Source organism: Allostigmatella hybrida (assembly GCF_020103775.1).
Classification (GTDB): domain Bacteria; phylum Myxococcota; class Myxococcia; order Myxococcales; family Myxococcaceae; genus Hyalangium; species Hyalangium aurantiaca.
The window spans coordinates 41,861-59,991 of the sequence record NZ_JAHXBH010000028.1 but is presented as its reverse complement, the minus strand read 5'-3'; the positions used below and the strand labels follow the sequence as shown (position 1 = coordinate 59,991).

The 18,131-nt window shown below is 70.7% G+C and carries 17 protein-coding genes; 8 read left to right on the top strand and 9 right to left on the bottom strand.

The window, feature by feature from the left end:
* Window positions 1-52 precede the first annotated feature (52 nt).
* The 3 genes from KY661_RS30250 (at window position 53) to KY661_RS30240 (ending at window position 2,414) form a co-directional block, all read left to right on the top strand.
* Window positions 53-514, top strand: coding sequence for a hybrid sensor histidine kinase/response regulator (locus KY661_RS30250; RefSeq protein WP_225413504.1), 462 nt, complete (start codon window positions 53-55; stop codon window positions 512-514).
* Window positions 421-702 carry a response regulator gene (locus KY661_RS30245; RefSeq protein ID WP_225413503.1) on the top strand — a complete coding sequence of 94 codons (282 nt, stop codon included), beginning with the start codon at window positions 421-423 and terminating at the stop codon, window positions 700-702. Before KY661_RS30250 ends, KY661_RS30245 begins: the two co-directional genes overlap by 94 nt.
* Window positions 703-833: 131 nt before the next feature.
* Window positions 834-2,414, top strand: coding sequence for a RecQ family ATP-dependent DNA helicase (locus KY661_RS30240; RefSeq protein ID WP_225413502.1), 1,581 nt, complete (start codon window positions 834-836; stop codon window positions 2,412-2,414).
* A 58-nt stretch (window positions 2,415-2,472) separates the two neighbouring features.
* Here KY661_RS30240 and KY661_RS30235 read toward each other — a convergent pair whose 3' ends face one another.
* On the bottom strand, window positions 2,473-3,135 hold the full coding sequence (locus KY661_RS30235; RefSeq protein WP_075008602.1) for an SDR family NAD(P)-dependent oxidoreductase: 663 nt from the start codon (window positions 3,133-3,135) through the stop codon (window positions 2,473-2,475).
* A 216-nt stretch (window positions 3,136-3,351) separates the two neighbouring features.
* Here KY661_RS30235 and KY661_RS30230 point away from each other — a divergent pair, with 216 nt between their 5' ends.
* A complete protein-coding gene (locus tag KY661_RS30230; protein ID WP_225413501.1) occupies window positions 3,352-4,626 on the top strand; it encodes a Gfo/Idh/MocA family protein in 1,275 nt (424 codons plus the stop codon).
* 112 nt (window positions 4,627-4,738) lie between these two features.
* Window positions 4,739-5,116 (top strand): hypothetical protein, encoded by a 378-nt coding sequence (locus KY661_RS30225; RefSeq protein WP_075008603.1) that lies wholly within the window; start codon window positions 4,739-4,741, stop codon window positions 5,114-5,116.
* Window positions 5,117-5,126: 10 nt separating this feature from the next.
* On the opposite strand, the gene KY661_RS30220 is transcribed toward KY661_RS30225, so the two are convergent.
* From KY661_RS30220 to KY661_RS30190, 7 genes are all read right to left on the bottom strand, one after another.
* Window positions 5,127-6,074: an RluA family pseudouridine synthase gene (locus KY661_RS30220; RefSeq protein ID WP_225413500.1), complete on the bottom strand. Its 948-nt coding sequence runs from the start codon at window positions 6,072-6,074 to the stop codon at window positions 5,127-5,129.
* The gene (locus KY661_RS30215) at window positions 6,068-6,331 is read right to left on the bottom strand and encodes a hypothetical protein (protein ID WP_002618271.1); all 264 of its coding nucleotides are present in this window, start codon (window positions 6,329-6,331) and stop codon (window positions 6,068-6,070) included. Before KY661_RS30215 ends, KY661_RS30220 begins: the two co-directional genes overlap by 7 nt.
* Before the next feature lie 78 nt (window positions 6,332-6,409).
* Window positions 6,410-8,005, bottom strand: a complete 1,596-nt coding sequence (locus tag KY661_RS30210) for a helix-turn-helix domain-containing protein (RefSeq protein ID WP_225413499.1) — start codon at window positions 8,003-8,005, stop codon at window positions 6,410-6,412.
* Entirely contained in the window at window positions 8,002-9,051 is a 1,050-nt protein-coding gene (locus tag KY661_RS30205) for a P-loop NTPase (protein WP_398577267.1), read from the bottom strand. Before KY661_RS30205 ends, KY661_RS30210 begins: the two co-directional genes overlap by 4 nt.
* 90 nt (window positions 9,052-9,141) lie before the next feature.
* A complete protein-coding gene (locus KY661_RS30200) occupies window positions 9,142-9,735 on the bottom strand; it encodes an HNH endonuclease (RefSeq protein ID WP_225413498.1) in 594 nt (197 codons plus the stop codon).
* Window positions 9,732-11,132 carry an L-seryl-tRNA(Sec) selenium transferase gene (selA, locus tag KY661_RS30195; protein ID WP_225413497.1) on the bottom strand — a complete coding sequence of 467 codons (1,401 nt, stop codon included), beginning with the start codon at window positions 11,130-11,132 and terminating at the stop codon, window positions 9,732-9,734. Before selA ends, KY661_RS30200 begins: the two co-directional genes overlap by 4 nt.
* 49 nt (window positions 11,133-11,181) lie before the next feature.
* Window positions 11,182-13,563, bottom strand: coding sequence for a transglycosylase SLT domain-containing protein (locus KY661_RS30190; RefSeq protein WP_225413496.1), 2,382 nt, complete (start codon window positions 13,561-13,563; stop codon window positions 11,182-11,184).
* A gap of 108 nt (window positions 13,564-13,671) precedes the next feature.
* On the opposite strand from KY661_RS30190, the gene KY661_RS30185 reads away from it, so the two are divergent.
* The 3 genes from KY661_RS30185 (at window position 13,672) to KY661_RS30175 (ending at window position 17,693) form a co-directional block, all read left to right on the top strand.
* Window positions 13,672-15,918, top strand: coding sequence for a sensor histidine kinase (locus KY661_RS30185; RefSeq protein WP_225413495.1), 2,247 nt, complete (start codon window positions 13,672-13,674; stop codon window positions 15,916-15,918).
* Window positions 15,919-15,986: 68 nt separating this feature from the next.
* Window positions 15,987-17,024, top strand: coding sequence for a chemotaxis protein CheB (locus KY661_RS30180; protein WP_075008610.1), 1,038 nt, complete (start codon window positions 15,987-15,989; stop codon window positions 17,022-17,024).
* 21 nt (window positions 17,025-17,045) lie between these two features.
* Window positions 17,046-17,693 carry a TFIIB-type zinc ribbon-containing protein gene (locus tag KY661_RS30175; RefSeq protein ID WP_225413494.1) on the top strand — a complete coding sequence of 216 codons (648 nt, stop codon included), beginning with the start codon at window positions 17,046-17,048 and terminating at the stop codon, window positions 17,691-17,693.
* An 18-nt stretch (window positions 17,694-17,711) separates the two neighbouring features.
* Here KY661_RS30175 and KY661_RS30170 read toward each other — a convergent pair whose 3' ends face one another.
* Window positions 17,712-18,110, bottom strand: a complete 399-nt coding sequence (locus KY661_RS30170) for a DUF2721 domain-containing protein (RefSeq protein ID WP_225413493.1) — start codon at window positions 18,108-18,110, stop codon at window positions 17,712-17,714.
* Window positions 18,111-18,131 lie beyond the last annotated feature (21 nt).

The window sequence follows — 18,131 nt, the reverse complement described above, 5'->3', positions numbered from 1 at the left end:
CCTTCCGGTTGGCGGTGACGGCAGGGTTTCGAAAACCGTTTGCGCCAACGCGATGCGCCAGGCCCAGAAGATGGAGGCCGTGGGCCAGCTCACCGGGGGCATCGCGCACGACTTCAACAACCTCGAGGCCGCGACCTCGTCCGCCATGCGGGCCGCGTCCCTCACCCACCAGCTGCTCGCCTTCGCGCGCCGGCAGTCGCTCGACGTGAAGCCCACGGACATCAACGTCCTGGTGGCCTCCATGGAGGAGCTGCTGCGCTGCACCCTGGGCGAGAACATCGTGCTGCGCATGGCGCTCGAGCCCCGGCTGTGGCCGGCGCTCACCGACTCCAACCAGTTCGAGAACGCGCTGCTCAACCAGGTCATCAACGCCCGGGATGCCATGCCGGACGGCGGCACGCTGACGGTGGCGACCAGGCGGTGGAGGCGGGAGATGCCCAGCAAGCCCTGCCGTACATCGAAGGCCGGGAGCGGTTGGACCTGCTCATCACGGATGTGGGCTTGCCGGGCATGAATGGCCGGCAACTCGCGGAGATCGCCCGGCAGCGGCGGCCGGGCCTCAAGATGCTCTTCGCCACGGGTTACGCGGAGGGGGCGGCGGTGCGTGGGGGCTTCCTGGAGCCGGGCATGGAGATGATCACCAAGCCCTTCTCGCTCGAAGCGCTGGCCGAGCGGGGGCGCGCGATGCGGCCCTTCCCTTGACGCCCCTCCCACCACCAGGCGGACAGGCAAGCCCTCGCGCCCGCGAAGCGCGGGGCCGCTCCCGCCTCCTGGAGAGGCCTCCTACCTTGAGAGGCACGGCCGTCCGTCCTACCCCGGGCGCCGCCACGCGCATGACGACTCCCAAGAAGAGGACCGCGGCAACAGGCGTCCCGGGCTTCCGGCGGCCGGCCTGGAAGCAGCTCATGGCCGAGGCCCAGGCCCGCTTCGGCGTGGAGGAGCTGCGGCCCGGCCAGCAGGAGATCATCGAGGCGCTGCTGGACGGCGAGGATGTACTGGGGGTGATGCCCACGGGCGCCGGCAAGTCGCTGTGCTTCCAGCTGCCTGCCCTCTTCCTGCCCAAGGCCACCGTCGTCGTCTCGCCGCTGCTGGCGCTGATGCGCGACCAGCACGACAAGCTCTCCGAGGCGGAAGTGGCCGTGGTGAAGCTGGACTCCACCCTCACGGCCCGGGAAGCCGACGCGCTGGCCGGCGAGGTGCGCCGCGGCGAGCATGAGATCATCTACGTCACCCCCGAGCAGCTCGAGAAGCCCGAGCGCATCGAGGCGCTGCGCAAGGCGGGGGTGTCCCTCTTCGTGGTGGACGAGGCCCACTGTGTTTCCCAGTGGGGGCACGACTTCCGCCCGGCGTTCCTCTCGCTGCGCGACGCGGTGCAGCAGCTGGGCCATCCGCCCGTGCTCGCCCTGACGGCCACCGCCACGCCCCAGGTGCGCGAGGACGTGCTCGAGCAGCTCGGCATCCGGGACGCCCGGCGGGTGAACACCGGCATCCGGCGCGACAACCTCTTCATGGAGGTGGCCCGCACGGTGAACCCCGAGGCCAAGAAGGCGCGGCTCCTGAAGCTGCTCGAGGACGAGCCGGGCACGGGCATCATCTACACCTCCACGGTCCGCAAGGCCGAGGAGGTGTGGAAGTGGCTCCAGGATGCCGGCATCGAGGCGGGCCGCTACCACGGGAAGATGAAGGCCCGCGAGCGCGAGGAGACGCAGCGGCGCTTCATGGAGAACGGCTACCGCGTCATCGTCGCCACCAAGGCGTTCGGCCTGGGCATCGACAAGCCGGACATCCGCTTCGTGGCGCACTGGCAGTTCCCGGACTCGCTGGAGAGCTACTACCAGGAGGCGGGGCGCGCGGGACGCGACGGGGAGCCGGCGCGCGCGGTGCTCTTCTACCGGCTGGAGGACCGGCGCATCCAGAGCTACTTCCTCGGGGGCAAGTACCCCCGGCGTGAGCAGTCCCAGGCGCTCTACGCGGTGCTCCGGGAGCTGTGGGCCCAGCGCCAGGGCAAGCCCGTGTCCCTCAAGGTCCTCACGGAGGCCTCGGGCCTGCCGCCCGCCCGCGTGAAGGTGCTGGTGGCGCAGCTCGCCGGGGCGGGCATTCTCGAGCGCGGCACGCGGGGGCTTCAGCAACTGCGCGGCTTCGACACCCCGGAGGAGCTCGACGCGTACCTCTCCGCCTACGAGAAGCGCCATCAGAGCGACCGGGAGCGGCTCAAGCAGATGATGCACTACGGGCAGACCACCGGGTGCCGCTGGCGGCTGCTCAACGAGTACTTCGGTGAGCCCGAGCCCGCGGACTGCGGGCGCTGCGACAACTGCGTGGAGCGGGCGGCCGGGCACTTCGATGCGGCCAGCCCCACCCGGCTGGCCACTCCGCCCCCGTCGTCCCTGGCCAGCGCCTCCAGCGCGGCATAGGCACCTCCCGCGGAGCTCAGGCGCTTCTCAGCACGGCCCCGGGCCCGCCCGGACGCCCTCACTCGTAGACGGACTCGTGGTTCCAGGTCCCTACCGGCTGGGCGTGGAGCCGCCAGTACTCCTCGGCGATGCGGTCCGGATCGAACCGCGTCCCCGCCTGGATGAAGCCGCAGATCGTCACGGTGGCCACGTGGATGCCCTGGGGCTCCATCTCCTTGGCGAGGCTGAAGGCCAGGTTGCGCAGGCCCGCCTTGCCGATGGCCAGCGAGGCATAGAGCGGCATGGGGTCCACCGCCAGCGCGCCCCCCGTCAGGAGGATGGTGCCATGGCCCTGCTGCTTCATGACGGGATACACCTGCTGCGTGGCCACGAGCGCCCCCGCCACGTTGACCTTGAAGTCCTCGACGAGGTTCTCGAAGCGCTCTTCCAGCACGTGGCCCGTCTTCCGCAACGCGGCGGCGTTGTAGATGAGGATCCCCGCCTTCCCCAGGGCCGTCTGCGCGTGCTCCAGCCCGTGGATGAGGGAGCCCGGATCCGAGGCATCCGCGGAGAAGGCGCGGGCGTGGACGTTCGCCTCGCGCAGCGCCTCCAGCTGTGCCTCCAGGGGCTCCAGCCTCCGTCCCAGCAAGGCGACCGGGTGGCCCTCCTTGCCAAAGCGTCTCGCCACGGCCAGCCCCAGGCCTGGCCCGGCCCCCACCACGATGCACGTCCCCTTCTTCATGATTGGCTCCTGCGTCCGGGCAGGAGTGCCCGGCCCGGGATGCGAGGCATACCCGGATCGGCCCCCCGGGGCCTCCACGCGGGATAGAAGGTGAACGGTTGCGCACGGGGGCTGTCCACCAGGACACGCCTTCCCCCGCCCCGGAGCTGAAGGGGTCGCTCCCCCCGGGCCGCTTGGGGTTGGCTGGCTCCGAACCCCCGGCAGAGGAGCCTTCCCATGAGCGACGATACCCCCCGGTTGTGGACGCGCAGGAGCGTGCTGGGCACGACCGGCGGCTTGCTGGCAGCGAGCACCTGGGCCCCGGGCACCGTGCTGGCCGCAGCCCCCTCCCAGCCCTCCAAGGTGCAGCTGCCCGCCATCGACGCGCCCACCGAGGGCGAGCCGGAGCCCCTGCCCAACCCCCTCCCCCCGGACCAGCGCGTGGGCTGGGCCATCGTGGGGCTGGGCCACCTGTCGCTGGAGGAGCTGGTGCCTGGCTTCGCCCAGTGCAAGCGCAGCCGCCTGGTGGCGCTCGTGAGTGGCGACCGGGCCAAGGCCCAGACCGTGGCCCGGCAGTACGGAGTCTCGGAGAAGGCCCTCTACGACTACAAGTCGTTCGATCAGATCCGGGACAACCCGGAGGTGCAGGTCGTCTACATCGTGCTGCCCAACAGCATGCACGCCGAGTACACGGTGCGCGCCGCCCAGGCCGGCAAGCACGTCTTCTGCGAGAAGCCCATGGCCAACACCGTGGCCGAGTGCCAGCAGATGATCGACGCGTGCGCCAAGGCGAACCGCAAGCTGGCGGTGGCGTACCGGCTCCAGTACGAGCCGCACCACCGGGCCCTCATCGAGATGGCGCGCAAGAAGGAGCTGGGCACCCTGAAGTTCTTCGGCGCGGACAATGGCCAGAACCAGGGAGACCCCAACCACTGGCGGCTCAAGAAGGCGCTCTCCGGCGGCGGCGCGTTGCCGGACGTGGGCATCTACTGCCTGAACGCGGCGCGCTACCTGACCGGTGAGGAGCCCGTGGAGGTCCAGGCTACCCAGTACAGCACCCCCGGCGATGCGCGCTTCAAGGAGGTGGAGGAGAGCGTCGCGTTCCACCTGCGCTTCCCCTCGGGAATGCTCGCCTCGTGCACCACGAGCTATGGCCTGCACAGATCCCAACGGATGCGGCTGATGGGCTCGGACGCCTGGGCGGAGATGAACCCCGCCTTCGCCTACGAGGGCCAGCGTCTGATGATCGGCCGCAAGTCCCAGGCAAACCCCAAGGCCGAGGACATCATCGAGCGCCGCTTCTCCGGAGGCAGCCAGTTCGCCCGGGAGATGGATCACTTCTCCCAGTGTGTGCAAGAGAACCGGGTGCCGCACACGCCCGGCGAGGAGGGCCTGGCGGACATGCGTGTCATCGAAGCCATCTACCGCGCGGCCCGGGAAGGCCGCCCGCATAAGCTGGAAGCAGCCAAGAAGCTGGATGCATTCCGCGGGCCCGCGCCCAAGGAATCCTGAGCCTGCGGGCTGAAGACGCACTAGACTGTCCGGACTCTGGCGCGGTCGGCTTCAGCCAAAGGCATGACCGCGCAGGGATTCGCTCTGCGCCGGTATCAAGGATGAAGGCAGCATGAGCGACGAAACGAAGGAGCGGGTCCGCTACGGACGCGCGCAGAAGTTCCAACTCTCCCCCAGGGGCTCCGAGGCCGTGGCCGCCTATGAGCTCATGCTCGCGGAGGCTCGCTCTGGCTCGGGGCGGGCCCAATTCGACGCGGCCCGCGCCTCCTGGGGGGCTCCCCGGGGGCTCGCTTCCGAGGATGGGCTCTTTCTGGTGGAGTTCGGCGCCGGAGATCGCACCATTGCCGAGGCGATGAGCAACCTCGAGGACTGTGGCACCACCGCGAAGGAGCTCAAGGCCGCCGTCGACCGGCTGCTGAGCTGCGGCATGCTGCAACCGGTGGCCGCGCCGCCTCCTCCTCCGGCTCCGGCTCCACGCCGTTACTGGTAGCCCGCAGGCCTCAGGCGCCTGCCCGCAGCACCCGCATGCAGGCGGTGAGGTCCTCTGGCACGGGGGCCTCCAGCGTCAGCACCTTGCCCGTCCTCGGGTGGGCGAAGCTCAGCTTCCAGGCATGCAGCGCCTGGCGGCCCAGTTGGGCCTGGGCCTCCGCCACGTGCCCCTTCCCCTTGCGCCCCGCGCCGTACAGCGCGTCACACAGCAGGGGGTGCCCGGACTCGGACAGGTGCACGCGGATCTGGTGCGTCCGGCCCGTGAGCAGGTCCACCTCCACCAGCGCCGCCCCTTCGAAGAGCTCGCGCGTGCGGAACACCGTCACCGCGCTCTTGCCCTCCCTCACCTTGCCCGTGAAGCGCTGGCGGTGCACCGGGTGGCGCCCGTACAGCGTCTCGATGCGCCCCTCGGCCTTCGGGTGCCCGTGCACCAGCGCCAGGTACGTCTTCTCCACCGCGCGCGTCTTGAAGGCCTTCTGCAGCGCCACCAGCGCCTGCTCGTTCTTCGCCACGGCCATGCACCCGGTCGTGTCCTTGTCGAGCCGGTGGACGATGCCCGGCCGGAGCTCTCCGCCCACCCCCGCCAGGTCCTTCACCCGGTGCAGCAGCGCGTTCACCAGCGTGCCCGAGGCGTGTCCCGCCCCCGGATGCACCACCATGCCCGCGGCCTTGTTCACCACCACCAGGTCCCGGTCCTCGTGCAGCACTTCCAGCGGCAGCGCTTCGGCCTGCGGGACGGCGGCCACCGGCGGGGGCACGTGGAGCGACAGGAGTTCCCCGCCCCGAAGGCGAGCCGCGGCCTTCACGGGGCGGCCGTCCACCCGCACATGGCCGGCGTCGATCAGCCCCCGAATCCGGGAACGGGTCAGCTCGGGAAACGCGCGCGCCAGGTGTTGATCCAACCGCTCGCCCCGGGCTTCGGGCGGAGCGCGGTGCTCGCGCGAATCCGGGGCTACCAAATCTTGGACTTCACGTGCGCCTTGGAGCGCAGGACGATGTCGTTGATGGCGCGCTCGAAGAAGTTCGCCCGCGTGAAGATCTCCGCGCTCACGCGGCTCTTGTAGAGATCGCGCCCTTCGTCCAGCTCGTCCTTGAGGACCTCGAAGAGGTTGTCCTGCTCGATGCCTTTGATGATCTTCTGCTCGTTGTAGAGCGAGATATCCGAGGCGATCGCGCGGGCCAAACGCATCGCTTTGACCTTCTCTTCCTCTGTCATTGTACTTCTTTCATATGCACGGTACCGCGGAGAGTCAACTTTTCTGCCGGGCTTCCCCGCGGCGGCCGTTCCAAGGGCTCACTTCTTCTGCGACCCGGAGGCCAGGGTGAGGTAACTGCGCGACACCTTGAGCGGGTCCAGCCCCAGCTCGCGCGCCAGGCTCATCAGGAAGCCGCGCAGGTACACCGTCGCCGGAAGCGCGGCATAGCGGTCCGCCTCCACGTTCTCCAGGTGCTTGGCGGAGATGCGGGTGCGCTCGGCCAGCTGGTGCAGTGACAGCCCCCTGCCCTCGCGAACCTGGCGCAGCACCTCGCCGTTGAACTCGGTGTTGGGGGGAATCTCCGGGGGCTTGGGCCGGGGCTCGCGGGCCTTGGCCGCCACCACCGCGAGCGCCGCCTCCGCCGTGGCGATGGCGGACTCCTGGGCCAGTTGCTGGGCCTCGTCCAGGTTCCGTCCTCCGGAGGAAGCGGCGGCCGGGGGGGCCTTCTCGGGCTCCGCCGCCGCGCTCCGCACAGCCGCGGGCACGGGCGTGGGCCGGTGGAAGCGGCGGCCACCTGGCGGCAGCGGTGGAGGGGTGGCCCCCCGCTCGTAGCGGGAGGGCCGGGCCGGACCGGCCGCGGGCGCGCGGGGCTCCTCCCGGAGCGGCAGGGGCGCCCCGACACCGGACACCTCCTCGTCCTGCGACATGGCGGGCACCGGGGTGGGTGCGGCCACCGCGGGCTCCGGAACAGGCGCTGGAGCCGCCACGGCCGGAGCCACCGGAGCCGCTGGCTCCAGGGGGGGCGTGACGGGAGCAGCAGCCACGGGCGTGGGGGGCTCGGCCGCCACCGGCGGGGGCGGAGCCTCGGGCGCGGCCTTCTCCTGGACCTCCCCGGGAGGACTCGCCACGGGGGAAGCCGCCGTCTGGGCGACAGTGGCCACCGGAGCGGGCTCCGGGGCGGGAGCCTCTGGGGCTGGGTCGAGCGCCCCGGCGGACACCGGGCCCGTGGACGCAAACAGGCCCGCCGAGCCCGTCAGGGACTGCGCTGGGACCAGGAGGGGCACATACGAGAGGGCGTAGCTGCGGAACGCCGCGTGGATTTGCTGCGGCGAAACCGTGGGCGAGGCTGCGGCCGGGACCTCCGGAGCAGGTTCCTGCGCCGGAGCCGCTGGCCCAGGCTCAGGCAAGGCCCCCGCCGAGGCCGCCAGGGCCGCCGCCGCTGGCGCCTTCTCCTCGGGAGGTGTCTCCACGGCGGCCACCGCTGGCGCGGCACGCTCCACGGGGGGCGGCTCCACCGGGGCCGTGTCCGCAACGGGCCGCACCGTGGGCTCCGTGGGGCTGGCCACGGCCTCCGCACGGGGGGGCGTGGAAGGCGCGGGGGCCGCCACGGCCGGGGGCGGCGCGGGCGCCAGGGCCTGGGCCGGAGCCGCCAGCGTGTTCGGCTTGGCCTGCTTCACGCCGATCATCTGGTCGTACTCTTCCCGCAGCTCCGGCTCGGTGAGGATCTCCACCGCCTCGGTGAGGCGGGCCCTCAACGAATCCAGCTGTCCCGGATCCACCAGCATGTACACCGCCACGGAATCCGGCGAGTACGTTTCGAGCGCCCGCTCGAACGCGGCGCGGATCTCCGCACCGGGCGCGGTGACGGGCACTTCGAGGAGTTCGTAATAGGTCTGCTGCTCGAAGGGCTTCATGGCGTCGAAGGGGTGGGAATGGCGATACCGTCGAGGGCCAGGATACGTCCGGCGATGCGCTGCAGTCCCTGGGCGGCGGGAGACTCGGGCCGCTCCAGCAGCACGGGCCTGCGCTTGCGGATCGCCCGCCAGGCCTCGTCGTCGTAGCGGATGGCCCCCAGGTCATCCATCTCCAGGCCGAAGAACTTCTTCCAGGCGGACACCACGGAATTGCCCACCGTCATGTCCGCGTCCGTGCGCGCCTGGTTCACCACCAAGCGGATGCGGAACGACATCAGGTCCTTCTCCAGCCGCGCCCCCGCCGCCGGATCATCCTTGCGGACCTGGGCGATGAAGTCGTGCGGCGTGCGCAGGTTGCCCTCGCGCGTCGTGAGGGCGCTCTCCACCAGGTCCTCGATGCCGTACTGGGCCTCCACCTGCTGGAGCCGGCGGAAGAAGGCCGCCTTGACGAAGCGGTACGCGTTCTCCACCGCGGTGGGCTCGGGCAGCACCACCAGCACGCCGTGGTCGGCCACGAGGAAGAAGTCGAGCGTGTTGAAGCTGGTGCCCGCGCCGAGATCCAGGAGCAGGTAGTCCACCGGCAGCGCCGTCAGCGAGCGCAGCAGCTTCTGCTTCTGGGCGTACTTGATGTTGGCCGCGTCCAGCACGTCCTGCGCCCCCGCGATGAGCGAGAGCTGGGGCACGCCCGTGGGCAGGATGATGTCCTCGATGCGCGTCTTGTTGCTGCGCACGAAGTCCGACAGCGTCGCGCTCGGCTGGCCCACGCCAAGGCAGGTGTGCAGGTTGGCCCCGCCCAGGTCCGCGTCCACCAGGAGCACGCGCATGCCGGCCTGCGCCAGCGCGATGCCGAGGTTGGCCGAGACGAGCGTCTTGCCAATGCCGCCCTTTCCACCGCCCACGGCGATGATGCGCCGGGGCCGGGCACGCTTGGAGAGCCCCGGCGGGCCGGCGCTCGCCGGCAGGACCGGGGCCCCCACGTCCCGGACGTCCTTGGCGGGAGGGGCAATGCGGCGGGGATCGACAGGAATGGATGTGACGGGCTTCAAGCAGCCGTATCAAAACCCGTCCTGCCCTCCGCGTCGACTCCCTGACCTTTTCAGGCCCTGCGGGCCCAGCAAGCAGGCGAGGAAGCGCTCCTACTCGTCCAGCAGTTCCACGTTCCAGTACGAGGCATCCTCCACCCGCAGGAACGGCAGCCACTCCCGGTAGGTGATGCGCCGGATGGCGCCCCGGAACAGCGGCGTCCACCGGGGACGGAAAGGCCGGCGCAGCAGCTTCATCCCCGCACGCTCGGGGGTCCGTCCCCCCTTCTTCAGGTTGCAGGGCACGCAGGAGCAGACGACGTTCTCCCACGTCGTCTTGCCGCCCTCACAGCGGGGGTTCACGTGGTCCAGGTTCAGCTCCGAGCGCGGCAAGGTGCGCCCGCAGTACTGGCAGGTGTCGTGATCCCTCGCGTAGATGTTGAGCCGGGAGAAGCGCACCCGCCCCTTGGGGAGGTACTCGTAGGCGGAGAGCACCAGCACCCGGGGCACCCGGATCGCCCGGTTCACCGTGACGATGCATTCGCCCGTGGTGCTCAGCGCCGCCCAGTCCTCGAACTCGTACAGCTTGTATTGATCGTCGATCGCCTTGGCCACGCCCTGGTAGAGCAGGGAGAAGGCACGCTTCACCGAGGTGACATGGACCGGCTGATAATTCCGGTTAAGAACCAGGACGGCACTTTCGATCATGGGCCTCTTTCTTGTCCTGCGGTGCCAACGACGGCCTCGGCCACTGGGCCCAGGTCGTCCTCCGCCAGACAACGGACGTCGAGGAGCACCTCGCCATCCGCAATCCTTCCAATAACCGGCACCTCGGCGCCACGCAGGGCCTCCAGGAATCCCTCCGGTTCCTGGACCGTGAGGATGCAGGCGAAGGACGGCAGCCGCGCCAACGGCATCGCCCCGCCTCCCACTTGCCCTGACACCGCCCCCACCCGCGCCCGTACACCCCGCGCCGCCAGCAGCTCCCGGAGCCGCTCGGCCCGCGCCTGCAACACCTCGGACGGTTGGGCGAGCAGCCGCCAGGTGGGCACGGCCTCCGGCCGGCCATCCCGGTACAGCTCCAGGGTGGCCTCCAGCGCCGCCACCGTCATCTTGTCCACCCTCAGCGCCCGGGTGAGCGGGTGTGCCTTGATACGGGAGAGCAGGGCCTTGCGTCCCACGATGATGCCCGCCTGGGGGCCGCCCAAGAGCTTGTCGCCCGAGAACGCCACCACATCCACCCCCGCCGCCACGGAGTGGCGCACGGAGGGCTCGGCGGTGAGCCCCTCTCCGCTCAGCGGGACCAGCAGCCCCGAGCCGAGATCCTGGAACACCGGCACCCCGCGCGCCTGGCCGAGCGTGGCCAGCGCCCCCACCGCCACCTCCTCGGTGAAGCCCACCATCTCGAAGTTGGAGCGGTGCACCTTCACCAGCAGGCCCGTGTCCGGCGTGAGGGCCGCCTCGTAGTCCGAGCGGCGCGTGCGGTTGGTGGTGCCCACCTCCACCAGCCGCGCCCCGGACTGGCGCATGACGTCCGGCACCCGGAAGCCGCCGCCAATCTCCACCAGCTCCCCGCGAGAGACAACGCACTCCTTGCCCGCCGCCAGCGCCGCCAGCACCAGCAGCGCCGCGCCCGCGCCGTTGTTCACGACGAGGACGTCCTCCGCGCCGGTCAGCGCCGTGAGCAGCTCCACCACGGGCGCATAGCGGCTGCCGCGCTCGCCCTCTTCCAGGTCGTACTCGAGGTTGGAGTAGCCCCGGGCCACCGCCGCCACGCGCGCCACCGCCTCGGCGGCCAGCGGCGCACGGCCCAGGTTGGTGTGCAGCACCACGCCCGTGGCGTTGAGTACTGGACGCAAGCGCGGGGTGAGCAGGCTGCGCAGGGCGCCGTCCACGTCCGCATCCTCGAAGGGCCGGGCCTCTCCGCGCAGCAGGCGCCCGCGCACCCGCTCCACCGCCAGCCGCAGCGCGGCCACGGCGCGGGCCCGGGGGAGCGCCGCCAGGCGAGGATCCAGCGAAGGGCGGCGCAGGAGCTGCTCGATGGACGGAAGCGAGCGCAGGAGCGCGTTCTTCCCGCTCTCCCCTCTCTTAGAAGGTGCGCCCATGGCCCAAGTCTAGGGGACCCAGGCCCCGGGCGCCAGCGAGCCCCCCTGCTCAGAGCCCCGCGGTCTTCACCACAGGAACCTTCGCGGGGCGCCCGTAGAGCAATTGGTAAGTGTTGTACGAACGCAGCACGCGCTTGATGTAGCCGCGCGTCTCCGCGATGGGCACTTCCTCCACCCACGCGTCCAGCGGCATCCCCGGGCGCTCGGAGCGCCAGCGGTTCACCGCCCCCGAGCCCGCGTTGTAGCTGCCCACCGCGAAGGGCGTGTGCCCGTCGAACTTCTTGATCAGCTCGCCCAGGTAGTGCGCGCCCAGGCGGATGTTGAGGTCCGGCTCCAGCAGGGCCTCCACCCGGAAGTTCTTGATCTTCAGCTGCCGGGCCACGCCCTTGGCCGTGTACGGCATGAGCTGCGTGAGCCCCAGCGCCCCGGCCCATGAGAGCGCCTTGGGATCCAACGCGCTCTCCTCGCGCATCAGCGCCTGCAGCAGGTCCGGCTCCACCCCCGCCGTCCGGGTGTGCTTTTCGATCAGCTCCCGGAACGCATTGGGGTAGGCGATCTCCCACACGGACCGCGTCTGTGGGGTAATCCGCCCGCCCAGGTCCCGGCGCAGGGCCACGCGGGCCACGGCGTGGGCGGAGCGCTCGTCCCCGGCCAGGGACAGCAGGTGGACGATGAGGCGCACGGACTCGGGCGGCAGCCCGGTGCGGTTGACCGCGAGCAGCTCGGAGGACACCGCCTCCGGGAAGCCCAGGCGCATCATCTCCACGCCGGCCAGGAAGTGGGGATCCTTCTGCATGGTGCCCGCATGCAGGGGCCAGGGGCTGGCGGCCTCCGGGGCGAAGACGAGCTGCGGGGCGATGCGCTCCAGGCGCTCCTTGTCCACCTCGCCGAGCTGCGTGCGCGCCATCAGCCCGTAGTAGGTGGCCGGGTGCTCCACGGCCAGCTTCTCGAAGAGGGCCACCGCGCCGGGCATGTCCCCGCGCTCCTGCAGCGTGCGCGCCCGCCAGTACTGGGCCCGCTCCACGTCATAGGACTCGTCCGCGTCCGCGAAGCGCTGCTCGATGCGCGACAGCAGCTCCAGCCCTCCGTCCGGGGCCTTCCGGGTGCGGGCGATCCAGAACGCCTTGAAGAGCGCCTCGCCCAGGAAGTCGCCCTTCGGGTAGTTGCGCTCCAGCTCCTCCAGCCGCGCGAGCGCCGGATCCAACTGGCCCGTCTTTACGTACAGGTCCGCCGCGTAGAAGAGCGCGTCGTCGGCGAAGGAGTGGCCGGGGAACTCGCGGGCCAGGCGCTCGTACGTCTCCGTGCCGCGCTTGAGCTCCACGATGGAGCGCGAGGAGCCGAGCACGTACAGCGCCCGGGGCAGCAGGTCCGCGTCCTGGCACTTCTCCACCACGGGCACGAGCGTGGCGATGGCGCGCGTGTGCTGGCGCTCCTTGCGCATGCCCTTGCCGAAGGCGAAGTGCGCCCGGCACGCCAGCGGCTCCGGCAGCTTCAGTGTGGGCAGGAGCGGCTCGAGCGCGGTGAGCCCCTGCTTGTTGCGGTGCAGCTCGATGAGCTGCTCGGCGCGCGCCACCTGGGCCTCCAGGGGCGGCTTGAGCCCCTTGAGCCGGCGCTCGGCCTGCTTCGTCATCGGCGACAGGGGGTAGCGGGCCCACAGCTTCCAGAGCGCCTCGCGCTCGCGCTCGCGGTCCTTCTTCTCCACGGCGATGTCGGCGGTGGCCAGGAGCGCCTCGGCGCCCACGCTGCGGCCAAAGGACACGGCGGGCCGGGCCGTCAGCGGCGCGAGCGCCGCCATGGCCCCGTCATGGTCCTTCTTCTTGCGCAGCACGCGCGCCATGCCCAACCGGGCGTCCACGTACAGCTTCGAGTCCTCCGGCACCCGGCCCAGCAGCGCCGCCGACTCCTCGAAGCGCCCCAGCTGCTCGAGCGCCATGCCCGCATGCGTGAGGCACCGGTCGCGCAGCGCGGGGTAGTCCTCCGCCAGGGCCGTCATCTCCTCGGCCGCGCGCGCATTGTCCCCGGCCCGCACGGCGCTCAGCGCCCGCAGGTACCGCACGGGCAGCGCGTTGCCCTCCAGGTGCAGCAGCGCCCGGGCCCGGACGTAGAGGCCGCGGTCGAACGCCTCCTTGGCCTCCTTGAGCCGCCCCTCGGCGAAGTACGGCGACAGATCGTTCAGCCCGTACGCCCGGCCCTTGTCGACCCGGACCTTGGCGGGCTCGACCCACGGCAGGGGGAAGGCGGGGTTGAATACCTCCACATACCCCTCGGGCAGCGGCGTCTTCTCGGCGTCCGGAGGCGGCCCCAGCAAGGCCTCCGAGGGAGCACCCTCGGTGCGCGGCTGCGGGGCGGAGGTGGGCTCGGAGGCCACGGGCTGCGCGGCCGCGAGCGACACGAAGGAGGCAAGAGCGAGGAAGAGGAGGACGGATTTCATGCGGGGGGGCCTAAGGCCCTGTGGGATGCGCTCGGGCACGCCCGAGGACAACGGAGAGCAGTCGAAAAATTTCCGGAGGCGGACACAGGTTAGACTGTTCGCCCACCCATGGATATCCCTACCCAGAACGCGCTGTTCGCCTCGTTTGTCGGCCTGGCGCTGGCACTGGCCATGCTCCTGCGGTCGGGCCGCTCCCGGGCGATGACGCTGTACTCCCTCTTCGCCCTGAACGTGGCGGGGTACTACCTCGCCTCCTTCGTCCACAGCATCGCCCCCGCCGCGGACTATCCGTGGATTGCCCGCATCTCGCTGGGCGCCGTCCTCCTGCTGCTGGCGCTGGTGCCGGGCGCGGCCGTGGGGTTCTTCCTGGAATTCCTGAGCGTCGCCAAGGGCACCCATGCGGCCGCCCGCCGGCTTGCCCTGCTATCGGCGGTGCTGGGGCTGTCGGTGGCGGTGACGCCGCTGGCGGAGCGCTCGTGGGCCCAGTTCGGCCTGGGCGTGTGGGTGCTGGGGGTCCTGCTCATCTCGGTGAGCCTGCTGTTCCTGCGGGTCCGCAGCCAGCAGTCGCGCATCGAGCGGCTGCGGCTGACGTACCTGGCCATTGGCGCCGGAGTCTGCATCCTCCTGTCCCTGGTGGACCTGGTCAGCAGCCACTACGGGCTTCCCCTGCCCTCGCTGGGGGCGGTCTTCACCACGCTCTACCTGGTCTTCCTGTACCAGACGCTCCGCAAGCTGCGGCTGATGGACCTGAACGAGCTCCTGGGCAAGCTCGCCGCGCAGGCGGTGCTGGCGCTGCTGCTCGCGGCCGTGTTCTTGGTGCTCACCTCGTGGGTCAAGGAGAACACCCTCCAGCTGCTCTTCAACACGGTGGTGGCAACCTTCATCATCATCATCCTGCTGGAGCCCCTGGGGGCCAAGGTCGACGCGCAGATGGTGCGCATCCTCTTCCGCGAGCGCTTCGAGCTGCTCGGGGCCCTGGGCGCGCTCCAGGCGCGCATGGCCACCGTCATCGACATCGGGGAGGTGACGCGGATGACGCTGGACACCCTCCACGAGACGGGACGCGTCACCCACGTCTCCATCTACCTGCTGGCGGAGGACAAGCCGGGCTACCGGCTGCTGGACTCCCGGGGCCCTCCGCCGGAGGCCTTCCTGGACACGGCCGCGGCGCGTGGCCTGCTCCTGGCGGTGGCCTCCGGACAGAAGGCAGTGCTGCTGGAGAACCTGGACAGCCGGGTGAAGGCGATCCGGGCCCAGCTCACCGAGGGCAAGCGCTTCCGCGACGAACTCAAGCGGCTCAATGACACCCGGGCCGCGCTGGTGAAGATGCAGGCGGGCATCACCGTGCCGCTGATGGGCAATGACCGCGTCATCGGCTTTCTGAACCTGTGGGACGAGCGCGTGCCGGAGGCCTACGCGTCCGACGAGATCGCCCTCATTCTCACCGTGGCCGAGCGCCTGGCCACCGTGCTGGAGAACTCGAAGCTGTACGAGAAGATCCGCGAGCGCGACCGCCTGGCCGCCCTGGGCGAGATGGCGGCGGGCCTGGCGCATGAAATCCGCAACCCGCTGGGCGCCATCAAGGGCGCCGCGCAGTGCCTGGACCCGCGGCGGCTGCCGGGCGAGGACGGGGAGTTCCTGGGCGTCATCGTCGAGGAGGTCAACCGGCTCAACGGCGTCGTCACCGCGTTTCTCGACTACGCGCGCCCGCTCAAGCAGAACTTCGGGCCCACGGACCTCAACGAGGTGGTGACGCGCACCATGCGCCTCATCCAGAACGACGTGCCCAAGGAGATGAACCTCGCGGTGGAGCTGGACCTGACCGTGCCCAAGGTGGACGCGGACGCGGAGCAGCTCAAGCAGGTGCTCATCAACCTGGTGCAGAACGCGGTGCAGGCCATCGACACCTCCGGGGGGCGCATCACCGTGCGCACCCTGAAGCCGGACCGCTTCGGCGAGTTCCGCAGCAACGCGGCCGAGTCCGTCGAGGTGCACGTGTTCGACACCGGCCCGGGCATCCCCGTGGATCATCAGCAGCACATCTTCGTGCCCTTCTTCACCACCAAGCAGAAGGGCACGGGGCTGGGGCTGGCCATCTGCCAGCGCATTGTCAAGAATCACGGCGGCAGCATTTCGGTGCAGAGCAAGCCCGGCGAGGGGTGCACCATCATCGTCCGGTTTCCCGCGCTTCCCTCCGAGCAGCCGCCCGCGGAGGCGGCTCCTGCTCCGGAGTGGACACCCATGCTGCCCCCCGCCTCCTCCCAGAGTCTGCCCCAGGAGACACTCCGGGAGGGTCCCCTTCCCCCACCCGCCGAGAGCCGGTCAAAACGGGAAAAGAAGAGCAAGTCCCTGTAATGAACCTCGGAGCCATAGGCGCGCACCGCAGGGTGGAGTAGAAAAGGCCCCAAGCCTGGAGATCCTTCATGAGCAAGCCCATTCAAGTCCTCCTCACCGATGATTCGCCCACGATGCTCCAGGTGCTCACGCGGCTGCTGTCCGCGCAGCCGGACGTGAGCGTGGTGGGCACGGCCCGAGACGGCGAGGAGGCCGTGGCCCTCTCGCGCTCGCTGAAGCCGGACGTCATCACCCTGGACGTGCAGATGCCGGGCATGGACGGCCTGGGCGCCACCGAGCGCATCATGTCCGAGTCGCCCTGCCGCATCCTCATGGTGTCGGGCGCGCCGGACACGGACCTGTCCTTCCGGGCACTCCAGGCCGGAGCCCTGGAGGTGATTGCCAAGCCGCAGGGCGCCCCGGAGGACGTGGCGCGCTTCGGCGTCCGGCTGCTGTCGGCCATCCGGCTGCTGGCCGAGGTGCCGCTGGTGACCCAGCGCCACGAGGGCCGCGCCACGGCGCCGGCACTGCCGCCGGGCTCGCGCGTGGCGGGCTTCGGCCTGACGGCGTCCATTGGCGGGCCCACGTCGCTGGCCTCGCTCCTGTGGCTGCTGCCGCGCAGCCTGCCCTTCCCGCTGTTCATCGCCCAGCACATCACCCCGGGCTTCACCGTGGGCCTGCACCGGTGGCTCTCCTCGCTGTCGCCGCTGCCGGTGGAGATCGCCCGCGCCACGGAGCAGCCCCGGGCGGGCACCGTGTACCTGCCGCCGGATGGGCACCACCTGCGCGTGGGGCCCCAGGGCGAGCTCGTGGTGGAGCGCGCCTCGGGCAGCACGTTCCCGTCAGGCGACTTGCTGCTCGCCTCGATGGCGCGCGCCTATGGCGTGCACTCGGCCGGCGCGGTGCTCAGCGGCATGGGTGAGGAGGGCGCGGTGGGGCTGATGGCCATCCGGCGCGCGGGCGGTCTCACCTTCGCCCAGGAGCCGGAGACGTGTCTGGTGGCGGGGATGCCGGAGGCGGCGCTCCGCAACAAGGCCACCGAGCAGATCGTCTCGCCCGAGACGCTGGCCACGGTGCTGCGCTCGCTGGAAGGCGTGCAGCTCGTGCCGAGCACGCCGGGCATGTAGCCCCGGCCGCCAGGCTCCCGGATGAGCTCCTGCCCCTTCTGCTACGGGACGCTGCTACCGACCTTCACCCACGGGCTTCCGCGGGAGAAGTGCGGCCGGTGCGCCGCGCTCTGGTTCGAGGGCGAGGGGCTGGAGACCGTGATGGGCGCCGCCGCCACGCGGGCGCTCCTGGCGAAGGCCCAGGGCAAGCATGGGGAGTGCAAGGACTGCGACACGCCCCTGACGGCCCAGGAGCCCCGGTGCCCGGAGTGTGGCCGGGACGCGCCAAGCTGTCCCAAGTGCGGCATCGCCCCGCTGTCGGTGACGCACATCCGGGGCGTGGAGGTGGATGTCTGCGTCCGCTGTCACGGCATGGCGCTGGACACCGGTGAGCTGGAACAACTGCTGGAGCGGGCAGGAGACGAGCCTGCCCCCGCGCCCCCTCCTGCGGCCACCCCTGCCCGGAAGAAGGACACGCTGCGCTGTGCCTCCTGCCAGCGGGCCCTCCGGGCCGAACATGCCTTCACCTCGGGCGGCAAGCTCTACTGCGGAAGCTGTGCATCAGAGGAGTCCTCGCCCTACGACGCCGAACGGGCGTCCCACGCCTCCCGGGACGGCGACCGCCCCACCGCCTCAACAGATCCGGTCTCTCGCGCACTGGGCTGGCTCTTCTCGCACATCAACGACTGAGCCCAGAGCCGCAGCCCCTCACGGCTTTCGGGGCTCCAGATCGCCAAGCTGGATTTGCAGCGCCCGGATGGAGATCTGAATCTCCCAGATGGACAGGGCCAGGGATGCCAGGAGCAGCAGCAAGCTCCCGGCGAAGACCGCTTCCCCTGCCCCGCTCATGCCCGCGAAGAGCAAGAGCATGCACACCACGCACAGGAACAGGCTGGAGACGCCCAGGAACTGCATGTCGCGAATCAACCGGACCCGGACCTTCAGGTTCTCGATCTGAGGCAGCAGCAAGGCATCGGGATTCGCCTTGTATTGCGCGTGCATCGTCCGGCTGAGCGCGGCGAGGGCGAGGAACCGGTTGGTATACGCCAGCAGCAACAATGACACGGTCGGGAAGAGCAGACCGGGCGTGGTGAGCGTCAGTTCCATTCCGGCATAATACAACCCTCG

What these genes read in the sequence shown, in the direction of transcription:
- KY661_RS30180 (WP_075008610.1), top strand. Translation starts at nt 15,987, where the DNA reads ATGAGCAAGCCCATTCAAGTCCTCCTCACCGATGATTCGCCCACGATG.
- KY661_RS30235 (WP_075008602.1), bottom strand. Translation starts at nt 3,135, where the DNA reads ATGAAGAAGGGGACGTGCATCGTGGTGGGGGCCGGGCCAGGCCTGGGG.
- KY661_RS30210 (WP_225413499.1), bottom strand. Translation starts at nt 8,005, where the DNA reads ATGAAGCCCTTCGAGCAGCAGACCTATTACGAACTCCTCGAAGTGCCC.
- KY661_RS30250 (WP_225413504.1), top strand. Translation starts at nt 53, where the DNA reads ATGCGCCAGGCCCAGAAGATGGAGGCCGTGGGCCAGCTCACCGGGGGC.
- selA (WP_225413497.1), bottom strand. Translation starts at nt 11,132, where the DNA reads ATGGGCGCACCTTCTAAGAGAGGGGAGAGCGGGAAGAACGCGCTCCTG.
- KY661_RS30240 (WP_225413502.1), top strand. Translation starts at nt 834, where the DNA reads ATGACGACTCCCAAGAAGAGGACCGCGGCAACAGGCGTCCCGGGCTTC.
- KY661_RS30170 (WP_225413493.1), bottom strand. Translation starts at nt 18,110, where the DNA reads ATGGAACTGACGCTCACCACGCCCGGTCTGCTCTTCCCGACCGTGTCA.
- KY661_RS30190 (WP_225413496.1), bottom strand. Translation starts at nt 13,563, where the DNA reads ATGAAATCCGTCCTCCTCTTCCTCGCTCTTGCCTCCTTCGTGTCGCTC.
- KY661_RS30215 (WP_002618271.1), bottom strand. Translation starts at nt 6,331, where the DNA reads ATGACAGAGGAAGAGAAGGTCAAAGCGATGCGTTTGGCCCGCGCGATC.
- KY661_RS30185 (WP_225413495.1), top strand. Translation starts at nt 13,672, where the DNA reads ATGGATATCCCTACCCAGAACGCGCTGTTCGCCTCGTTTGTCGGCCTG.
- KY661_RS30230 (WP_225413501.1), top strand. Translation starts at nt 3,352, where the DNA reads ATGAGCGACGATACCCCCCGGTTGTGGACGCGCAGGAGCGTGCTGGGC.
- KY661_RS30175 (WP_225413494.1), top strand. Translation starts at nt 17,046, where the DNA reads ATGAGCTCCTGCCCCTTCTGCTACGGGACGCTGCTACCGACCTTCACC.
- KY661_RS30225 (WP_075008603.1), top strand. Translation starts at nt 4,739, where the DNA reads ATGAGCGACGAAACGAAGGAGCGGGTCCGCTACGGACGCGCGCAGAAG.
- KY661_RS30200 (WP_225413498.1), bottom strand. Translation starts at nt 9,735, where the DNA reads ATGATCGAAAGTGCCGTCCTGGTTCTTAACCGGAATTATCAGCCGGTC.